14 protein-coding genes and 1 tRNA gene are annotated in these 14941 nt (G+C 67.6%); 6 read left to right on the forward strand and 9 right to left on the reverse strand.

The annotated features are described in order from the left end of the window. From CDO44_RS03885 to CDO44_RS03900, 4 genes are all read left to right on the forward strand, one after another. On the forward strand, window positions 1-248 hold a 248-nt coding region (locus tag CDO44_RS03885), incomplete at its 5' end, for a DUF3613 domain-containing protein (protein ID WP_144389465.1). Between the two features lie 13 nt (window positions 249-261). Continuing rightward, complete coding sequence (locus CDO44_RS03890) at window positions 262-2406, forward strand: TadG family pilus assembly protein (RefSeq protein WP_087779103.1); 2145 nt, start codon at window positions 262-264, stop codon at window positions 2404-2406. A 38-nt stretch (window positions 2407-2444) separates the two neighbouring features. After that, window positions 2445-3803 carry a sigma 54-interacting transcriptional regulator gene (locus tag CDO44_RS03895; RefSeq protein ID WP_087779105.1) on the forward strand — a complete coding sequence of 453 codons (1359 nt, stop codon included), beginning with the start codon at window positions 2445-2447 and terminating at the stop codon, window positions 3801-3803. A 120-nt stretch (window positions 3804-3923) separates the two neighbouring features. Further along, window positions 3924-4613, forward strand: a complete 690-nt coding sequence (locus CDO44_RS03900; protein ID WP_198951292.1) for a DUF2968 domain-containing protein — start codon at window positions 3924-3926, stop codon at window positions 4611-4613. 461 nt (window positions 4614-5074) lie between these two features. On the opposite strand, the gene CDO44_RS03905 is transcribed toward CDO44_RS03900, so the two are convergent. Next, a tRNA-Arg gene (locus CDO44_RS03905) sits at window positions 5075-5151 on the reverse strand. 68 nt (window positions 5152-5219) lie between these two features. Further along, window positions 5220-6047: an aminoglycoside phosphotransferase family protein gene (locus tag CDO44_RS03910; protein WP_087779147.1), complete on the reverse strand. Its 828-nt coding sequence runs from the start codon at window positions 6045-6047 to the stop codon at window positions 5220-5222. A gap of 110 nt (window positions 6048-6157) precedes the next feature. Here CDO44_RS03910 and CDO44_RS03915 point away from each other — a divergent pair, with 110 nt between their 5' ends. Together CDO44_RS03915 and CDO44_RS03920 are read left to right on the forward strand one after the other, a co-directional pair. Beyond that, window positions 6158-6886: a c-type cytochrome gene (locus tag CDO44_RS03915; protein WP_087779109.1), complete on the forward strand. Its 729-nt coding sequence runs from the start codon at window positions 6158-6160 to the stop codon at window positions 6884-6886. After that, window positions 6883-8166, forward strand: a complete 1284-nt coding sequence (locus tag CDO44_RS03920; protein WP_233146033.1) for a cytochrome c — start codon at window positions 6883-6885, stop codon at window positions 8164-8166. The genes CDO44_RS03915 and CDO44_RS03920 overlap by 4 nt, the downstream gene beginning before the upstream one ends. A 39-nt stretch (window positions 8167-8205) precedes the next feature. On the opposite strand, the gene CDO44_RS03925 is transcribed toward CDO44_RS03920, so the two are convergent. The 7 genes from CDO44_RS03925 to CDO44_RS03955 all read right to left on the reverse strand — a co-directional run bounded on the left by CDO44_RS03925 (window position 8206) and on the right by CDO44_RS03955 (window position 14871). Next, window positions 8206-8640: a nuclear transport factor 2 family protein gene (locus CDO44_RS03925; RefSeq protein ID WP_158213200.1), complete on the reverse strand. Its 435-nt coding sequence runs from the start codon at window positions 8638-8640 to the stop codon at window positions 8206-8208. A gap of 34 nt (window positions 8641-8674) precedes the next feature. After that, a complete protein-coding gene (locus tag CDO44_RS03930) occupies window positions 8675-9655 on the reverse strand; it encodes an NAD(P)H-quinone oxidoreductase (RefSeq protein ID WP_198951294.1) in 981 nt (326 codons plus the stop codon). Window positions 9656-9660: 5 nt separating this feature from the next. Beyond that, window positions 9661-10710 carry an alpha-ketoacid dehydrogenase subunit beta gene (locus CDO44_RS03935; RefSeq protein ID WP_087779116.1) on the reverse strand — a complete coding sequence of 350 codons (1050 nt, stop codon included), beginning with the start codon at window positions 10708-10710 and terminating at the stop codon, window positions 9661-9663. After that, a complete protein-coding gene (locus tag CDO44_RS03940) occupies window positions 10703-11683 on the reverse strand; it encodes a thiamine pyrophosphate-dependent dehydrogenase E1 component subunit alpha (RefSeq protein WP_198951293.1) in 981 nt (326 codons plus the stop codon). The genes CDO44_RS03935 and CDO44_RS03940 overlap by 8 nt, the downstream gene beginning before the upstream one ends. A gap of 5 nt (window positions 11684-11688) precedes the next feature. Beyond that, window positions 11689-12468: an HpcH/HpaI aldolase/citrate lyase family protein gene (locus CDO44_RS03945; protein WP_087779118.1), complete on the reverse strand. Its 780-nt coding sequence runs from the start codon at window positions 12466-12468 to the stop codon at window positions 11689-11691. A 3-nt stretch (window positions 12469-12471) separates the two neighbouring features. Next, on the reverse strand, window positions 12472-13446 hold the full coding sequence (locus CDO44_RS03950; RefSeq protein WP_087779120.1) for a tripartite tricarboxylate transporter substrate binding protein: 975 nt from the start codon (window positions 13444-13446) through the stop codon (window positions 12472-12474). A gap of 69 nt (window positions 13447-13515) precedes the next feature. Beyond that, window positions 13516-14871, reverse strand: coding sequence for a Rieske 2Fe-2S domain-containing protein (locus CDO44_RS03955; RefSeq protein WP_087779122.1), 1356 nt, complete (start codon window positions 14869-14871; stop codon window positions 13516-13518). Window positions 14872-14941: the final 70 nt, after the last annotated feature.

The raw sequence follows: 14941 nt of genomic DNA on the forward strand, positions 1-14941 counted from the left end.
CGACGGCGGCTGCTGCCGCGCCGGCCGCGCAGCCGATCGCTGCCGCGCCGGCCGCGTCGGGGCGCAAGAGCCGCCCGAACGGCGACGTGACGAACGCCGTCTTGCGTGCGCAGGCGGAAGGCCGCCTGGCGGGGCAGGCGCTGCCCATGCTGGGCGCCACCGCGTCGCCGAGCTGGAAGCGCTACATCGACAGCTTCTCGCTGCCCATCCCCGATTTCTACGAAACGACCTCGCAGCCGAAGCAATGAGCAGGGCACTCCCATGACTTCCCATCGCCGTTCTCTCCCGTTCGTTTCCGGCTCCCGGCCGTCGCTGGCGCGGCAGCGGGGATCGGTATTGATCGCGGCCGCGGCGGCGATGCTGGTGTCGGTGATCCTGCTCGCCTCGGCGGATCTCGGCTATCTCTTCTATATGAAGCGGGAATTCCAGAAGACCGCCGACCTGGCCGCGCTGGCCGGCGCCCAGCAACTGGAGCGCGACAGCTGTAGCGCCGCCTCGGCGGCCGCGTTGGGCAACGCCAATCTAAACCTGCAGCGCTACGGCCTGACGATGGCTTCGTCGCCGGCTCCCGTGTGCGGCCGCTGGGATCCGAACCCGGATCCCGCCAAAAACACCGTGCAGGCCATGGAGCCTCCCACCGAGTCGTATGGCGGGGCAGGCGGCCAGAAGTACTTCGGCACGCCGAAGAGCTCGGTCGGATTCAACGCGATCAAGGTCGTCATCACGCAGGCGGCGCCTCCGCTGTTGCCCTTTTTCAGCAATCGCACCATCAGCGCGGAAGCCATCGCGATGCAGGAGGCGCCCATCGCGTCGTTTTCCGTCGGCTCGAAGCTGGCGACGTCCTCGTCCGAGACGGCGCCCCTGTGCGTACTCTTGCGGGTGGTCGGCGCGAATCTGTGCGAGGACCTGAACGTCGTGACCTACGGCGGCCTGGCTGGCGTGAAGATCACCCCGAGCGGCCTGCTGAAGGCGCTCGGCATTCCGGTGGGAGCGGACCTGACCGTGGGCGAGCTGAACAATCTGCTGGCTGCGCGCAAGGTGGAGCTGGGGCAATTGCTCAACGCCATTATCAGCCTGGCGCACCAGGATCAGCTGCTCGGCCTGAACCTCGATCTCATTAATGCGCTGACCGCCAAGCTCGGCGTGGACAAGCTGCTGGTGCAGCTGGGCTCGAGCAATGTCGCCAACGGCTTGTTCGCGCTGATCCAGGCGCCCAGCGTCGGATCGGCCCTGAATGTGGAAGTGGACGCGCTGGGGTTGCTGACCGCGGCCGTGGGCGTGGGCGTCTCGCAGCATGCCGTGACCGTCAATCTCGGGCTGCCGGCGGCAGTCAGTTCCGCCGTCGGACTCAAGGCCAACGTGCGGGCCAGCATCATCGAGCCGCCTTCGGTCGGCATAGGCGGGTTGGGCACCAAGGCCTATACCGCCCAGGTACGCACTTATGTCGACATCGCGTCCGAGGGCGGCCTGGTGGGCGGCCTGCTCGGTCTGCTGGGTACGCAGCTCAAGCTGCCCATCATTCTGGACGTGGTCAGCTCGCAGGGGACCCTCACCGGCATGAGTTGCACGGCGCCGGCGGCGGCAACGATCCGGGTCGATTCTTCCATCGCCAAGCTGTGCATGGGCAAGGTCAATGAATCGACCTTGTGGTCGACGGCGGACGTGTGCGACACGGGCCTGCAAGACGAGACCTTCGTGCGGCTGCTGGGTATCAATCTCCTGCATGGCAAGGTGAACCCCGACATCCTGGCCGAGGATCCGATTTCGACCACCTTGCATGTGGGCGAGACCAAGACGGTGGGCCGCAACGACCTGCCTTTGGGTGACACGGTGCAAGACCTGGTGAGCCAGTTGCTGGCGCTGCTGCTCGCCCAGTCTTCCGCGGGGGAGGGTGCGAAGCTCGAAGCATTCCCGCCGGATGTCGCGGCCCAGGTGGCCGACAAGTACCTGGGCCAGTACGGCTACAACCCGAGCCTGGTCGCCCAGAAAATGATCCAGGACGGCATTTCGTGGCCGCGGCCGTGCGGCCTGCTCGGCCTGGGCTCCTGCCCGATGCCGCAACTGTGGCGCGACACCGTCACCTCGATTTTCGCTTCCTGCGACGCGGGCTGCATGCGGACGAAGCTCATAGACGCCCTGCAGACGACGGCGGGCAACGGATTGCTTGGCGGCCTGCTCAATGCCGTCGGCGATTTGCTGGGGGGCCTGCTCGGCGGGAGCGGAGGGCAGTCGCAGAACTTGCTGCAAGCCATATTGAATCCGCTGGTCGGCCTGCTCAAGCCGCTGCTGAACGAAGTCGGCAAGCTGCTAGCCAACCTGCTGGACGGGCTGGTGGGAATCAAGATCGGCCAGACGGACGTGAACCTCATGTCCCTGGAATGCGACAACGTTCGACTCGTGTATTGATGCGAGCGACCAACACGGAGGGAAACAGGCGGACCGCCATGAAGACTCGACCTTCACAAGATGACCTCGACGTTTACGTCTGGGAAGGCAAATCGGACATCGCGGACCGCGTTGCCCGCGCGCTGGCCAATTTCGACGTCGATGTGATCCGCGCCGACAACATTGCCGTGTCGCGCGACGTGACGAGCGCGCGCATGTCGGTCGCGATCATTTCGGTCACGGTCATCGATCGTCCGAGCTTCAGCGTGAGCGATTGGCAGGCCGGCCACGGCATGCCGGTGATCTGGGTGGCGGCCGAGGCGCGCAGCAGCGATCCGCGCGTCTATCCGCCGGAGTACTCGAACATCCTGACAGCCGACTTCACGGCGGCCGAATTGCGCTCGCTGGTCTTCAAGGTCGCCGGCGTGGTGCGCGAGCATGGCGCGCGCGCCAAGGCCGCCGAACCGCTGATCGCCACCTCCGCCTGCATGAGGGTGTTTCTTTCCGAAGTGGAAGCCTTTGCCGACTGCGATTCGACCGTGCTCATACGGGGCGAGACCGGGGTAGGCAAGGAGCGTGTCGCCCGGCTGCTGCACGAGGGGCATCGCCGCTACGGCAAGGGGCCGTTCGTCGCCGTGAACTGCGGCGCCATTCCCGACGGGCTGTTCGAGTCGCACTTCTTCGGTCACGCCAAGGGCGCCTTTACCGGGGCGACTTTCGCGCACAAGGGGTATTTCGAGCAGGCCCACGAGGGAACGCTATTCCTGGATGAAATCGGCGACCTGCCGCTCTACCAGCAGGTCAAGCTGCTGCGGGTGCTGGAGCAGAGCACCGTGACGCGCCTGGGCGCCACCGCCGAAATCCCGGTCGACTTCCGGCTGGTGGCGGCGACCAACCGCGACTTGCGCGAACTGGTGCGCCAGGAGCTGTTCCGCGCCGATCTGTATTACCGCCTAGCGGTCATCGATTTGCAGGTGCCCAACCTGGAAGAACGAGGTGCCGTCGACAAGATCGCCATTTTCAAGGCCTTGCTGGGCCAGATCCTGCCCGAGCAGGAAGAGGAAATGCCCAGCTGGCTGGAGTCGCTCGTCACGCGCACCCGCTTTCCGGGCAATGTGCGGGAATTGCGCAACGTGGCCGAGCGGGTCGGCGTGACGGTCAGGCAGTTCCGCGCCTGGGACCGTGAACGTATCGGAAGGATCTTCGCTTCGCTCGCCGACGGCGTGATTCCGGTCAACGAGCGCAGCCCGCAGGAGGTGGCCGAGCGCAACCGCATCATCGGCGCGCTGGACGCCCATGGATGGCGGCGCCAGGACACGGCCAATTTCCTCGGTATCAGCCGCAAAGTCCTGTGGGAAAAAATGCGCAAATACCAGATCGTCGGCCAGGAAGCGGAGATCGCGGGCGAGATGGATTGACCCCGTAAATAAAAAGCCCACGAGGGCGAACCTTTTATTAAAATCGGACACGCTTTGTTACGGCCAGGCCGACGAATTCACATGACCAAGGAAGCTGGAATGAAAGTTAGGACACGCAGAATGTTCCAAGGAGTGGGGATTGGACTGCTGCTTTCCGCCGTGTCGCTGGGGGTTTCGGCCCAGGTGGTCCAGAACACGACCGCCAAGCCTGCCGCCGCGTCGGCTCCGGCAGCGCAAGCCCGTCCCGCCGACGGCGGACAGGCAGGCTCCGCCAACAGCACCATGGCCGAGCTGCAGCAGCTCATCCAGAACCGCGCCCTGAACGAGCTGCGCACGACGTATAACGGCAACTACGGCGCCAGTCTGCTTTTCAAGGCCGACGACCTGACCTACTACGTCGCCATGTTCCAGCAGAAGAACTTCTGGCGCGTGGTCAAGACGACATCCGAACAACAGGCGGAACAAACCTACAAGGCCTTCGTCGAGCAGACCGTGCAACTGGCCGACGTGGACATCCGCCGCATCAAGCTCGACGCCGAGCGCGCCGCGACCGAGCGGCTGATCAGCGCCAACGAATCCCGTCTGTCGGCCTTGCAGAACGATTTGACGATGCAGCGGCAGCAGGAACAGCAGGTTGCCGCGCGCCAGGAGCAGGCCCGCCAGGAAGCGGCCGCGCTTGCCAACGAACGGCAGGCGGCGCGCGAGCAGCTCAATACCTTGCAGCGGCAGATCCGCATGCTGGAAGAGCAGCAGTCCAAGCTGGACAGCGCCGGCGCCACGCTGGCGGGCGACTCCAAGCGCGGTCGCTGAGCCGTCGTTTCCGATTGTGCCGGGGCCGTGGGTCCCGGCTTGGCGCGTTCCCTGCGGTACGAGGTGGCTGAGCAATCCGGCCAGCTCCAGCGCGGCGCCCGCCATCAGGCCGGAAGTCCAGGGAGTGGATGTGCCGACGCCGGCGCGGCCGGGACACGTGCGTCGTCCGGCTCGAGCCCCGGTTTTCCACCTGCCATCTGTCCGACTTGCTGCATGCCGCCAGGCAAGGGTTGGGAATCGCCGCCATGCCCGTGGACCTGCGCCCGGGGGGCGCCTGAGACGGTATTGACGTGGGCACGGCAAGGCTGCGCGCGGGACGAGGAAGGAGGCGGGAAAGAGCCGGAAGGAGGAGCCCCTGAGGAGGCCGGCGAAAAGGGCGGCATGGCGCGGACTTCGGCGAACGACCGGCCTTGCAAAGTAAAAAGGGGTTAGTGGCTACTATCCACTAACCCCTTGCAATATGGCGCGCCCGGCAGGATTCGAACCCACGACCCCTTGGTTCGTAGCCAAGTACTCTATCCAACTGAGCTACGGGCGCTGCAAAGAAATGAAATTATAACGACACTTTTTTGCTCGTGCAAATCGGGGAAGGAAACTCCTTTTCTCCTACCGCGCATGCAGTCCTTGGCGTTCGGGCAGGAATCCGAGCTCCGCGGCTGCCAGCCTCGCGACACGCAAGGGTGTTTTCGGCACCATGCCGTCGTCCAGCATCCACAGCGCCGACAGCCCGGTCCAGGCGAGTATCCAGCGCAGCAGCCTTGAGCGATCGATGCCGCTTGCCTGCGCGACGATCTCCAGCCGGCGGGCAAAGCGCGCCGGATCGATCGCGATGCCATGGCTGGGGTTGCAGAAGAGGTTGGCATAATCGAAACCCCGTTCCCCGACCAGGCCCTTGGGATCGATGGCAAGCCAGCCCCGCGTGCCGAAATGGAGAATGTTCCCATGGTGGATGTCGCCGTGGAGCACCACGGCCTCGGCCTGCGGTGTGGCGAGCAGTTCAGCGGCCGTGCGTGCCGCCAGGCGAATGATGGCGTGACCTGCCTCGGTACATGGGCGCAGGCGCGAGAACCATTGCGCCAATGGAATGGCTTCGAATGGCGGCGGAAAGGCATGCGCATGCAGCGCCGCTGCGACGTCGCAGGCGATGCGCGTGGCGTCGTCGTCCCGGCCCCCGCGTGCGAGCGCCTCGAGCGACGGTTCGGGGCCGGCGCGCTCGATGAGGATGGCGCGGTCGTCGTGCTCGAAGACGAACGCCGCGCCCTTGCCGCCCCACCAGCTCATCACGGCATTGCCGCGCCGCTCTTCCTCGACCGCGGCGATCTTGAGCATGGCGGGCCGGTCGCGGTAGACGACGGGTAGAAGGCGGCTGCTGGCGGTGAGGATAGGGCCGGCGTCGGGCCGCAGGCCCCAGCGCTGGATGTAGGGGGCGAACATGCCGGCCATCCTACCTCGAAATCGCTTCTCGCCCGTTTTCCCAAGGCAGGTACACTGGCAGGGTCGAAACGCTGATGCGAAGACGGGACTGGCCTGTCTTCGATGGACCCATGCCATTCGCCGTCGATAAATACAAATTCCTGGGGGGACTCGCCGCGTTGGCGATAGCTGCGCCGCTCGCGGCGCAACAGCCGGAGAAGCTGGAACCCGGCACCATGGCGGCGCGGATGGCCGCCTGTACGGCCTGCCACGGGACGCAGGGCAGGGCCGGTCCCGACGGCTATTACCCGCGCATCGCGGGCAAGCCGGCGGATTACCTGTACAACCAGCTCGTCTATTTCCGCGCGGGCCGGCGGCAATACCGGCCCATGCAGCACTTGCTCGAGAACATGTCGGATGACTACCTGCGGCAGATCGCCGAGTGGTTCGCCGGCCAGCATCCTCCCTATGCCGACCCCAGGCCGTCGCGCTTGCCGGCGGCCACCCTGGAGCGCGGCAGGCAGCTCGTGATGCAGGGTGATCCCGGGCGCGGCTTGCCGGCCTGCGTGGCCTGCCACGGCGCGGCGCTGGCGGGCGTGCTGCCCGCCGTGCCGGCGCTGCTGGGGCTGCCGCACGACTACATCAGTTCCCAGTTCGGCGCCTGGACCAATGGCCTGCGCAAGGCCATCGCGCCCGACTGCATGGCCGATATCGCGCGGCGCATGACGCCCGAGGACGTCAGCGCCGTGGCGGGCTGGCTGTCGTCGCAACCGGTGCGCAGCGCAACGCCGGCGGTCAGCCTGCCGGAGCCGCCGCCCCTGGAATGCGGCAGCCAGATGCGCGCGGAGGGACGGCGATGAACAAGCGCGCGTTCATGCTGGGTCTGGCCGCGGTTGCGATCGCGGGGGTCGGCGCGGTGTTCTGGATGGGCCATCGCGACTACGACACCGGGGCGCCGGCCGCGTCGATGCAGGCGGACGATCCCGCGCAGCGAATCGAACGGGGCCGCTATCTCGCCCGTCTCGGCAATTGCATGGGCTGCCACACCGAGCCCGGAGGCACGCCCTATGCCGGAGGCCGGGCGCTCGCGACGCCATTCGGCACGTTCTACGGCCCCAACCTGACGCCCGATCCGGAGCATGGGCTGGGCCGCTGGAGCGCCGACGATTTCTGGCGCGCCTTGCATCAGGGCAAGGCGCCGGACGGCAGCCTGCTGTACCCGGCTTTCCCGTATCCGAGCTACCGCAACGTGTCGCGCGAAGACGCCGACGCGTTGTTCGCCTACTTGCGCTCGCTGCCGGCAGTGGCGCGGGCCAACCGGCGGCACGAGCTGGGCTTTCCCTATGACCAGCGCTGGCTGGTGGCGGTATGGCGGGCGTTCTATTTCCGGCCGGGATCGCCCGAGGCGCCGACGCAGGGGCAATCCGAGGAGTGGTTGCGGGGGCGCTACCTGGTCGAGGGCCTGGCGCACTGCGCGGAATGCCATACTCCCCGCAACCGGCTGGGTGCAATGGCCTTGAACGCCGGACTGGCCGGGTCGCTCATCGGCGGCCAGTCCTGGTATGCGCCGCCGCTGACCGGCGACCGGACGACGGGGCTGGGCGAGTGGACGCGGCAGGACATCGTCGATCTGCTCAAGACCGGCATCTCGCGTCGTTCCCATGCCGCGGGGCCCATGGCCGAAGCGGTCTACCAGGGCTTCCAATATGCGGATGACGCGGATTTGAACGCCATGGCGGCCTATTTGAAGTCGCTGCCGGCGGTGGGGACGGATACGGCGGCCGTGGCGGCCGCCGCCGCGCCAACGGTAATGCAGATCGGTGGCAAGCTGTACGAACAGCATTGCGCCCAGTGCCACGGCGCCGACGGCCGGGGGCGCGTGCCCGCATGGCCTCCGCTCGTGGGCAATCTCTCGGTCGTGGCGGCCTCGCCTGACAACGCGATCCACATGGTCCTGTCCGGCGGTTTCGCCCCGAGCACCGCGGGCAATCCGCAGCCGCACGGCATGCCGCCTTTTGCCCAGTCCATGGGCGACCAGGATGTGGCCGCGGTGGTGTCGTACATCCGCCAGAGCTGGGGCAACCAGGCGAGCTCGGTCAGCCTGCCTGAAGTTCGCCGGGTGCGAGAGGCCGCACGGTAGGGGGAGGCCGGCGCAGCCGGCTCGCCCGAGCCGGACGTTTCAGGACGGGGCGCCGGATTCGAATCGCCGCGTCAGCGTCTGGCTGCTGAATTTCCAGCAGCCCTCCATGAGGACGAAGTCGGCCGTGGCGGCCAGGATCATGGCGGGGCCGGCGACGGTTGCCACGGCCTCGTCGGCGAGCACGCCGGCATGGCGGTAGACCGTCACGTAGTACGTGCCCGTCGCCGTGGACGCCGATGTCGGCTCGATGCGCATGTTAGTGATGACGTGGATCACGCGCTGGGCGCGAGGCCGTCGCTCCAGTTCCTCCAGGATGCGGGCGTGTCCGCGCAGCGCCACGCCGGCCCGGTGCCAGACGCCGTCCGGCGCGTAGCATTCGAGCATGCGCGCATAGCGCCACTGGTCATAATGATGGAAGAAGTCGTGGACGACCTGGCTGCATTGCCAGCCGGTCTCGAATGCGGCGATCGTCATGATGGGGCGGTCCTCGTTCGTGATATGGCGGGCGTCATGCCACCGCCAGGATGATCTTGCCGGCATGGACGCTGCTTTCCATGCGCGCGTGCGCCTGCGCGGCCTCAGCCCACGGAAAGACGCGATCGATCACCGGCGTGCCTTGGCCGGCGGCCAGCCGCGGCCACCAATGGCGTTCCAGGTCCCGCGCGATGGCGCCTTTCTGCGCCACGGTGCGCGGCCGCAGCGTCGAGCCGGTCAGGGTGGCGCGCTTGCGCAACAAGGCAGGAATGGGCAGCGTCGCGTCGGCGCCTCCCATGAAGGCAATGAGCGCGATGCGCCCGTCCAGGGCCAGCGCTTCCAGGTTGCGCGCGAGGTAGCTGCCGCCCACCATGTCAAGTACGACGTCCAGTCCTCGATCCCCGGTGAAGGCCATGGCCTCGCGCACGAAATCGTCATCCCGGTAGTTCACCGCCAGGTCCGCGCCCAGGGCGCGGCAGAAGGCTGCCTTCTCCGGCGTGCCGACGGTCGTCATGACGCGGGCGCCGAAGGCCTTGGCCATCTGGATGGCCGTGACGCCTATGCCGCTCGAACCGCCGTGCACGAGGAAGCGCTCGCCAGGCTTGAGGCCGGCGCGCGAGAACACGTTGTCCCATACCGTGAAGCAGGTTTCCGGCAGCGAGGCGGCCTGTTCCAGCGCCATGCCGGGCGGCACCGGCAGGCAGTGGGTCGCGGGCGCGAGGCAATATTCCGCATAGCCGCCTCCGGGCGTGAGCGCGCACACGAGATCGCCTTCGCGCCAGCGGTCGACGCCGGGGCCGACCCGGACGACCCGGCCCGAGACTTCCAGGCCGAGAATGGGCGAGGCGCCGGGAGGAGGCGGGTAGCGGCCGATGCGCTGGGCGCAGTCGGGGCGGTTGACGCCGGCGAATGCCACCTCGATCAGCACTTCGCCCGCGCCCGGCGCTGGCACGGCACATTCGGCAAGACGCAGCACCTCGGGCGGGCCGCCCGCTCCATGATCGACATAGCGCATGGTTTTCATCGGCCGCTCCCTTTTCCCCGGGGCGACGGCGTCGAGGCGCATTCCGCCACCTGGCGGCGTGCGGCATCGGCGATGCGCGCGGCGTCGGGAATGAGTGCGGCCTGCAGATGAGGCGCCGCCGGGATCCTGCAATCGTCCACGCCCAGTCGCTGCACCGGCGCGTGCAGATGCCCGAACAATTCGGCCTGGACCCGAGCCGCGATTTCGGCGCCGAAGCCGCCGGTGACGTTGGCTTCGTGCACGACCAGCAGGCGGCCCGTGCGGCGTACGCTCGCCAGCAGCGTGGACCAGTCGAACGGGGCGATCCAGCGGGCGTTGACCACCTCGGCGGCTATGCCTTCGGCGGCCAGCAGCGCCGCGGCTTCCAGTGCCTGGAACAGCATCGCGCCCCAGGCCACGATGGTCAGGTCGCGGCCGGCGCGGGCGATATGCGCGCCGCCCACTTCCTCGATGGGGCCGCCCAGTTCCACCGACTGCGGCTCGCCGTGGTACATGGCGCGGTGTTCGATGATCATGGCCGGATCGTCGCTGCGAATGGCGGCCAGCAGCATGGAATAGGCGTCCTGCGCGGTAGCCGGGATGCCCACGCGCAGGCCGGGAATGTGCGCGTAGAGTGCTTCCAGGTTCTGTGAATGCTGGGCGCACGAACCCGGCGTTGCGCCTTGCTGGGTGCGTATGGTCAGGGGCGCCCGCAGCTTTCCGGCCGAGACGTAGCGCACGTTGGCAGCCTGGTTGACGATCTGGTCCATGGCTACCAGGCTGAAGTCGATCCACATGATCTCGACGATCGGACGCAATCCGCTCATGGCTGCGCCCACGGCCACGCCCAGCATGGCCGTCTCGCTGATGGGCGTGTCGAACACGCGCGCTTTGCCCGCTTGCTGCCGCAGGTCCTTGGTGACGCCGAACACCCCGCCTGGCTTGCCGACGTCTTCGCCGTACAGAATGGTGTCGGGCATTTCCCGCAGCGCGCGGGCCAGCGCCGCGTTCACCGCCTTGCCGAAGCTCAGCGGGGCGGTCCCGGTCAGTGCGCCGGCTTCATGCATACAAGTGCTCCTTGATGGTCCCGGCATCGGCGGGCGGCGCCGCGAGCGCGGCCGAGGCGGCCTCTTCGATCCCGGCCGTGGCAGCGGCTTCCAGCGCGGCCAGGGTCTCGGCGGCCACGCCTTGCGCCGCCAGCCGTTCCTCGAGGCGCACGATGGGTTCCCGCCGCCGTGCCTCGGCCAATTCGCCGCGCGGCCGGTAGCCTTGCAGGTCGCCGTAGTAGTGGCCGACCAGACGCTGGGTCATCATTTCGATCAGGGCCGGCCCGCGGCCTTCGCGCGCGCGGGCGGCATGGTACGCCACGCAGCCGCGCACGGCGGACGGATCGTTGCCGTCTATGCGCTCGCCGGGCATGCCGTAGGCGGCCGCGCGTTTGTAGAGATCTGCATCGCGCACGGTGTCGGCCACCGGCGTCAGCTCGGCATAGGTGTTGTTCTCGCAAACGAAAAGCACCGGCAGGTCCAGGTAGGCCGCGAAGTTCATCGCTTCGTGGATCGCTCCCTGGTTCATCGCGCCGTCGCCGAAGGCCGCCAGCGCGATGCGTTGCTCGCCTCGCAGCCGGGCGGCCAGGGCGGCGCCGCAGGCAAGCGGCGCGCCGGCGCCGACGATGGAGTTCTCGCCGTAGAACCCGTAGTCGGCGGCGCTGAACATGGCCGACCCGCCGCGGCCTCGGCATATGCCGGTCTGCCTGCCCAGCAGCTCGGCCAGGATGCCCTCGGCCGGAACGCCGCGCGCCAGCGCCCAGCCGTGGCCGCGGTAGGTCGAGAACACCGCGTCGTGGGCAGACAGCGCCTGGCAGGATCCGGCATAGATGGCTTCCTGCCCGATGCACAGGTGGACCGAGCCCTGGATGAACTGGCCCTTGCGCAGCTCGGTGATTTTTTCTTCCAGCCTCCGGATACGCAACATGATGTCCAGGGCCGCCATGTCGTCCGCCAGGGCGCGATCGCCGCGCGTGTCATGGAGCGCTTCCATGCCGCCTACCGCTCCGCCTGCACGTGCTTGGCGGCCAGGGCGTCGGCAGCCCGCACCAGGAGCGAGAGGTCCGAGCCGACGATCACCACGGTGGCCCCCGCGGCCACGTAGCGTTCGCACTCGGGCGATCCCGCCAGCACGCCCGCCGGCATGCCCAGCGACACGGCGCGCCGTATGCCTGCTTCGATGGCCTCCACGACTTCGGGATGATTGGGCTGGCCCATGTGGCCCATGTCGGCCGACAGGTCCGTCGGACCGAAGAACACCATGTCCACGCCCTCGACGCGGCAGATATCGTCGAGGTTGCCCAGCGCCTCGCGCGTTTCGATCTGCACCAGCAGGCAGGTTTCCTCCGCCGCCCGGGCGTAGTACTCCTTGTCGCGGCCATAGCGCGTGGCGCGCATCGTGCCGCCCAGGCCGCGCACGCCGCCCGCGGGGGGGTAGCGGGTGTACCGGACGGCGGTACGGGCTTCTTCGGCGTTCGACACGTTGGGCACCATCAGCGCCTGGGCGCCCAGGTCCAGGTACTGCTTGAACGACGACAGTTCGAGTATGGGCACGCGCACCGTGGCGGCCGTATCGCCCGCCGCCAGCGCCGCGAACTGCGCATGCAGGTGGGGCAGGCTTTGCGGCGAATGCTCGAGATCGAACATGATGAAATCGAAGCCGCTGCCGGACAGCGCCTCCACGGTCTGCAATGCGTTCGAGACGCAGAAGAGGCCGTACTGGGGATGGCCCGAACGGACCAGGCGCTTGAAGCGGTTGCGTAGGGAAGAATGGCTCATGTCTTACTCCGGTGAAATACCTGCCTTGCGTTGCACCTCCTGCCAGATGGGCAGGTCGGCCTGCATCCGGGCCGCCATCTCGGCGGGCGTGCTGCCGGTCAGCTCCACGCCATTGCTGCGGAATTTCTCGCGCAGCGCAGGCTGCTTGAGAATGGCGCGAAGTTCGGTCGACAGCTTGTCGATGATGGGCTGCGGCACGCCGGCGGGCGCCACGATGCCGAACCAGAACGAGGCATCGAAGCCCGGCACCGTGTCGGCGATGGGGGGGATGTCGGGCGTGCCGCTCGCCCGGGTCTTGCTGGTGACGCCCAGCACGCGCAGCCGGCCGCCATGCACCAGCGGCAGGGCCGAGGTCCCGACGTCGAACATCAGCTGGATCTGCCCGCCCACCATGTCGCTCAGGGCCGGCATGCTGCCCTTGTAGGGAATGTGGACCATGTCCGTGCCGGTCATGGACTTGAACATCTCCGCGGTCAGGTGCAGCGAGCTGCCGGGGCCTATGGAGCCGAAGCTGAGCTTGCCGGGATTGCCGCGGGCATAGGCGATGAGGTCGGCCACGGACTTGACCGGCAGTTCGGGATTGACCACCAGGTACAGCGGCGTGGTGAAGGCGAGCGATACCGGCGCGAAGTCCTTGAAGGGATCGTAGGGCAGGCTCTTCTGCGCGCCGATGTTCAGCACGAGGCTGGAGAGGCTGCCCAGGAACAGCGTGTAGCCGTCGGCAGGCGCCTTGGCCACCGCTTCGGCGCCGATCATCTGGCTGGCGCCGGGCTTGTTCTCGACGATGACGGGCTGGCCCAGGCGCTGCGCCAGGTTCCGTGCGATATCCCGGGCCGCGGTATCGCCGATGCCGCTGGGCGGGTAGGGCACCACCAGCTTGATCGGCTTGGTCGGGTAGTCCTCGCGGGCGGCGCCAGGCGCCGCCACGGCAAGGGACAGCATGGCGCTCGTTGCTGCAAGCAGCGTGAGTAGTCTCATGGTCGTCTCCGGAACGGCGGCGCTGGATGTCCGCGCCGCTCTGTGATGGGATCGGTGAAGGTGTTGCGGTCAGTCGTGCTCCCGTACGGCTGAGGCTTTCTCTTCGATATAGCCTTGCGGATTGCCGAAGCGTTCGGTCATGACCTCGCCGAGCGTCTTCGATTTGTGGGCGACCCAGCCCCCCGACAGCACCGCGTAGTCCCGCGGCCGCCCCAGCGCCGCCGGCGTCTTGCCCGCCATTTCGTCTCGGATCAGCGCCAGCAGCAGGCGGCGCATGCGCACGATGCCTAGGTCGGTGGGACCCAGATGCTCGCGCGTGCGGTCGGCGATCGGACCCTGGCTGTCCTGGATGGCCGCATCCTGCTCGGACACGCCCCGGATGCCCGTGAAGCTGTTGTACTTCTGGTCTTCGCGATCGATCAGGTAGTCGTTGCGGATATTGCGGTAGGGCATGTAGTTCTCGTCCACCTGCGAGTGGATGGTATGACCCTGCCGCGCCATCTCCCGTTCTTCTTCCGTGAGCGGCCGGTCGGGATTCCAGGTATAGGTGTATATCCAGCACGAGGTGTCGGTAACCGGGACGAAAGTCTGCCCATGGTAGTTTTCGCCCGGGAAGGCGCTGGGCGCCAAGGCATGGTTGGGCAACAGGTAGTGCGCGATGCGCCAATACAGGTCGTCGCCGTCGGCCTTGCGCGCGCCGCCCACCACCAGTCCCGCCGGGAACTCGTCCACCGAAAAAGCCGGCATGGGATCGTCGCGTACCCATTTGAAGCGGTCGTTGCGTACGGCCTGCGTGCCCAGCGCCGCATGCTTGATGCGCTCCATGACGGCCTCGGCCGTGTCGGCCTCTTCGGTACCCAGCAGCATGTGCAGGAACGAGAAGTGCGTGGTGTCGAGCGCGCCCTCCAGGCACTGCAGCCAATTGCAGTCCTGCCATTTCTTGCTGACATAGCGGTGCGACGGCGGCACCAGGGCGAAGGCGAGCCGGGGCAGCGGCGGAGGCTCGGCGGCCGGGCCCAGGTAGGCCCATATGCAGTCGCCCCACTCGCGAGTGGGATAGGATTTCAGGCGAATCCGTTCGCGGTAGGGCGAGTCGGCGGGCATGGTGGGCATGTCGACGCAGCGGCCGTCGACGTCGAATTTCCAGCCATGGAATACGCAGCGCAGGCCCGCATGCTCGTTGCGGCCATAGTAGAGATTGGCGCCGCGATGCGGACAGGCCGGCTCGACCAACCCTACGCGTCCCCGCGTGTCGCGGAATGCCAGCAAGTCCTCGCCCAGCACCTTGACGCGCTTGGGGGGGCAGTCCGGCTCCGGCAGTTCTTCCGACAGCAGGACCGGAATCCAGAACTGGCGCAACAGGCGGCCGGCCGGCGTGCCGGGACCGGACCGGGTAAGCAGTTCATTGTCTTCCGCGCTCAACATGATGTGTTCGTCTCCTCTGCATGATGCACCGGTCGGTGTCCGGACCGGGTCTGCGCCGGCGCCGGGCGGC

It is taken from the genome of Pigmentiphaga sp. NML080357 (assembly GCF_002188465.1).
Classification (GTDB): domain Bacteria; phylum Pseudomonadota; class Gammaproteobacteria; order Burkholderiales; family Burkholderiaceae_B; genus Pigmentiphaga.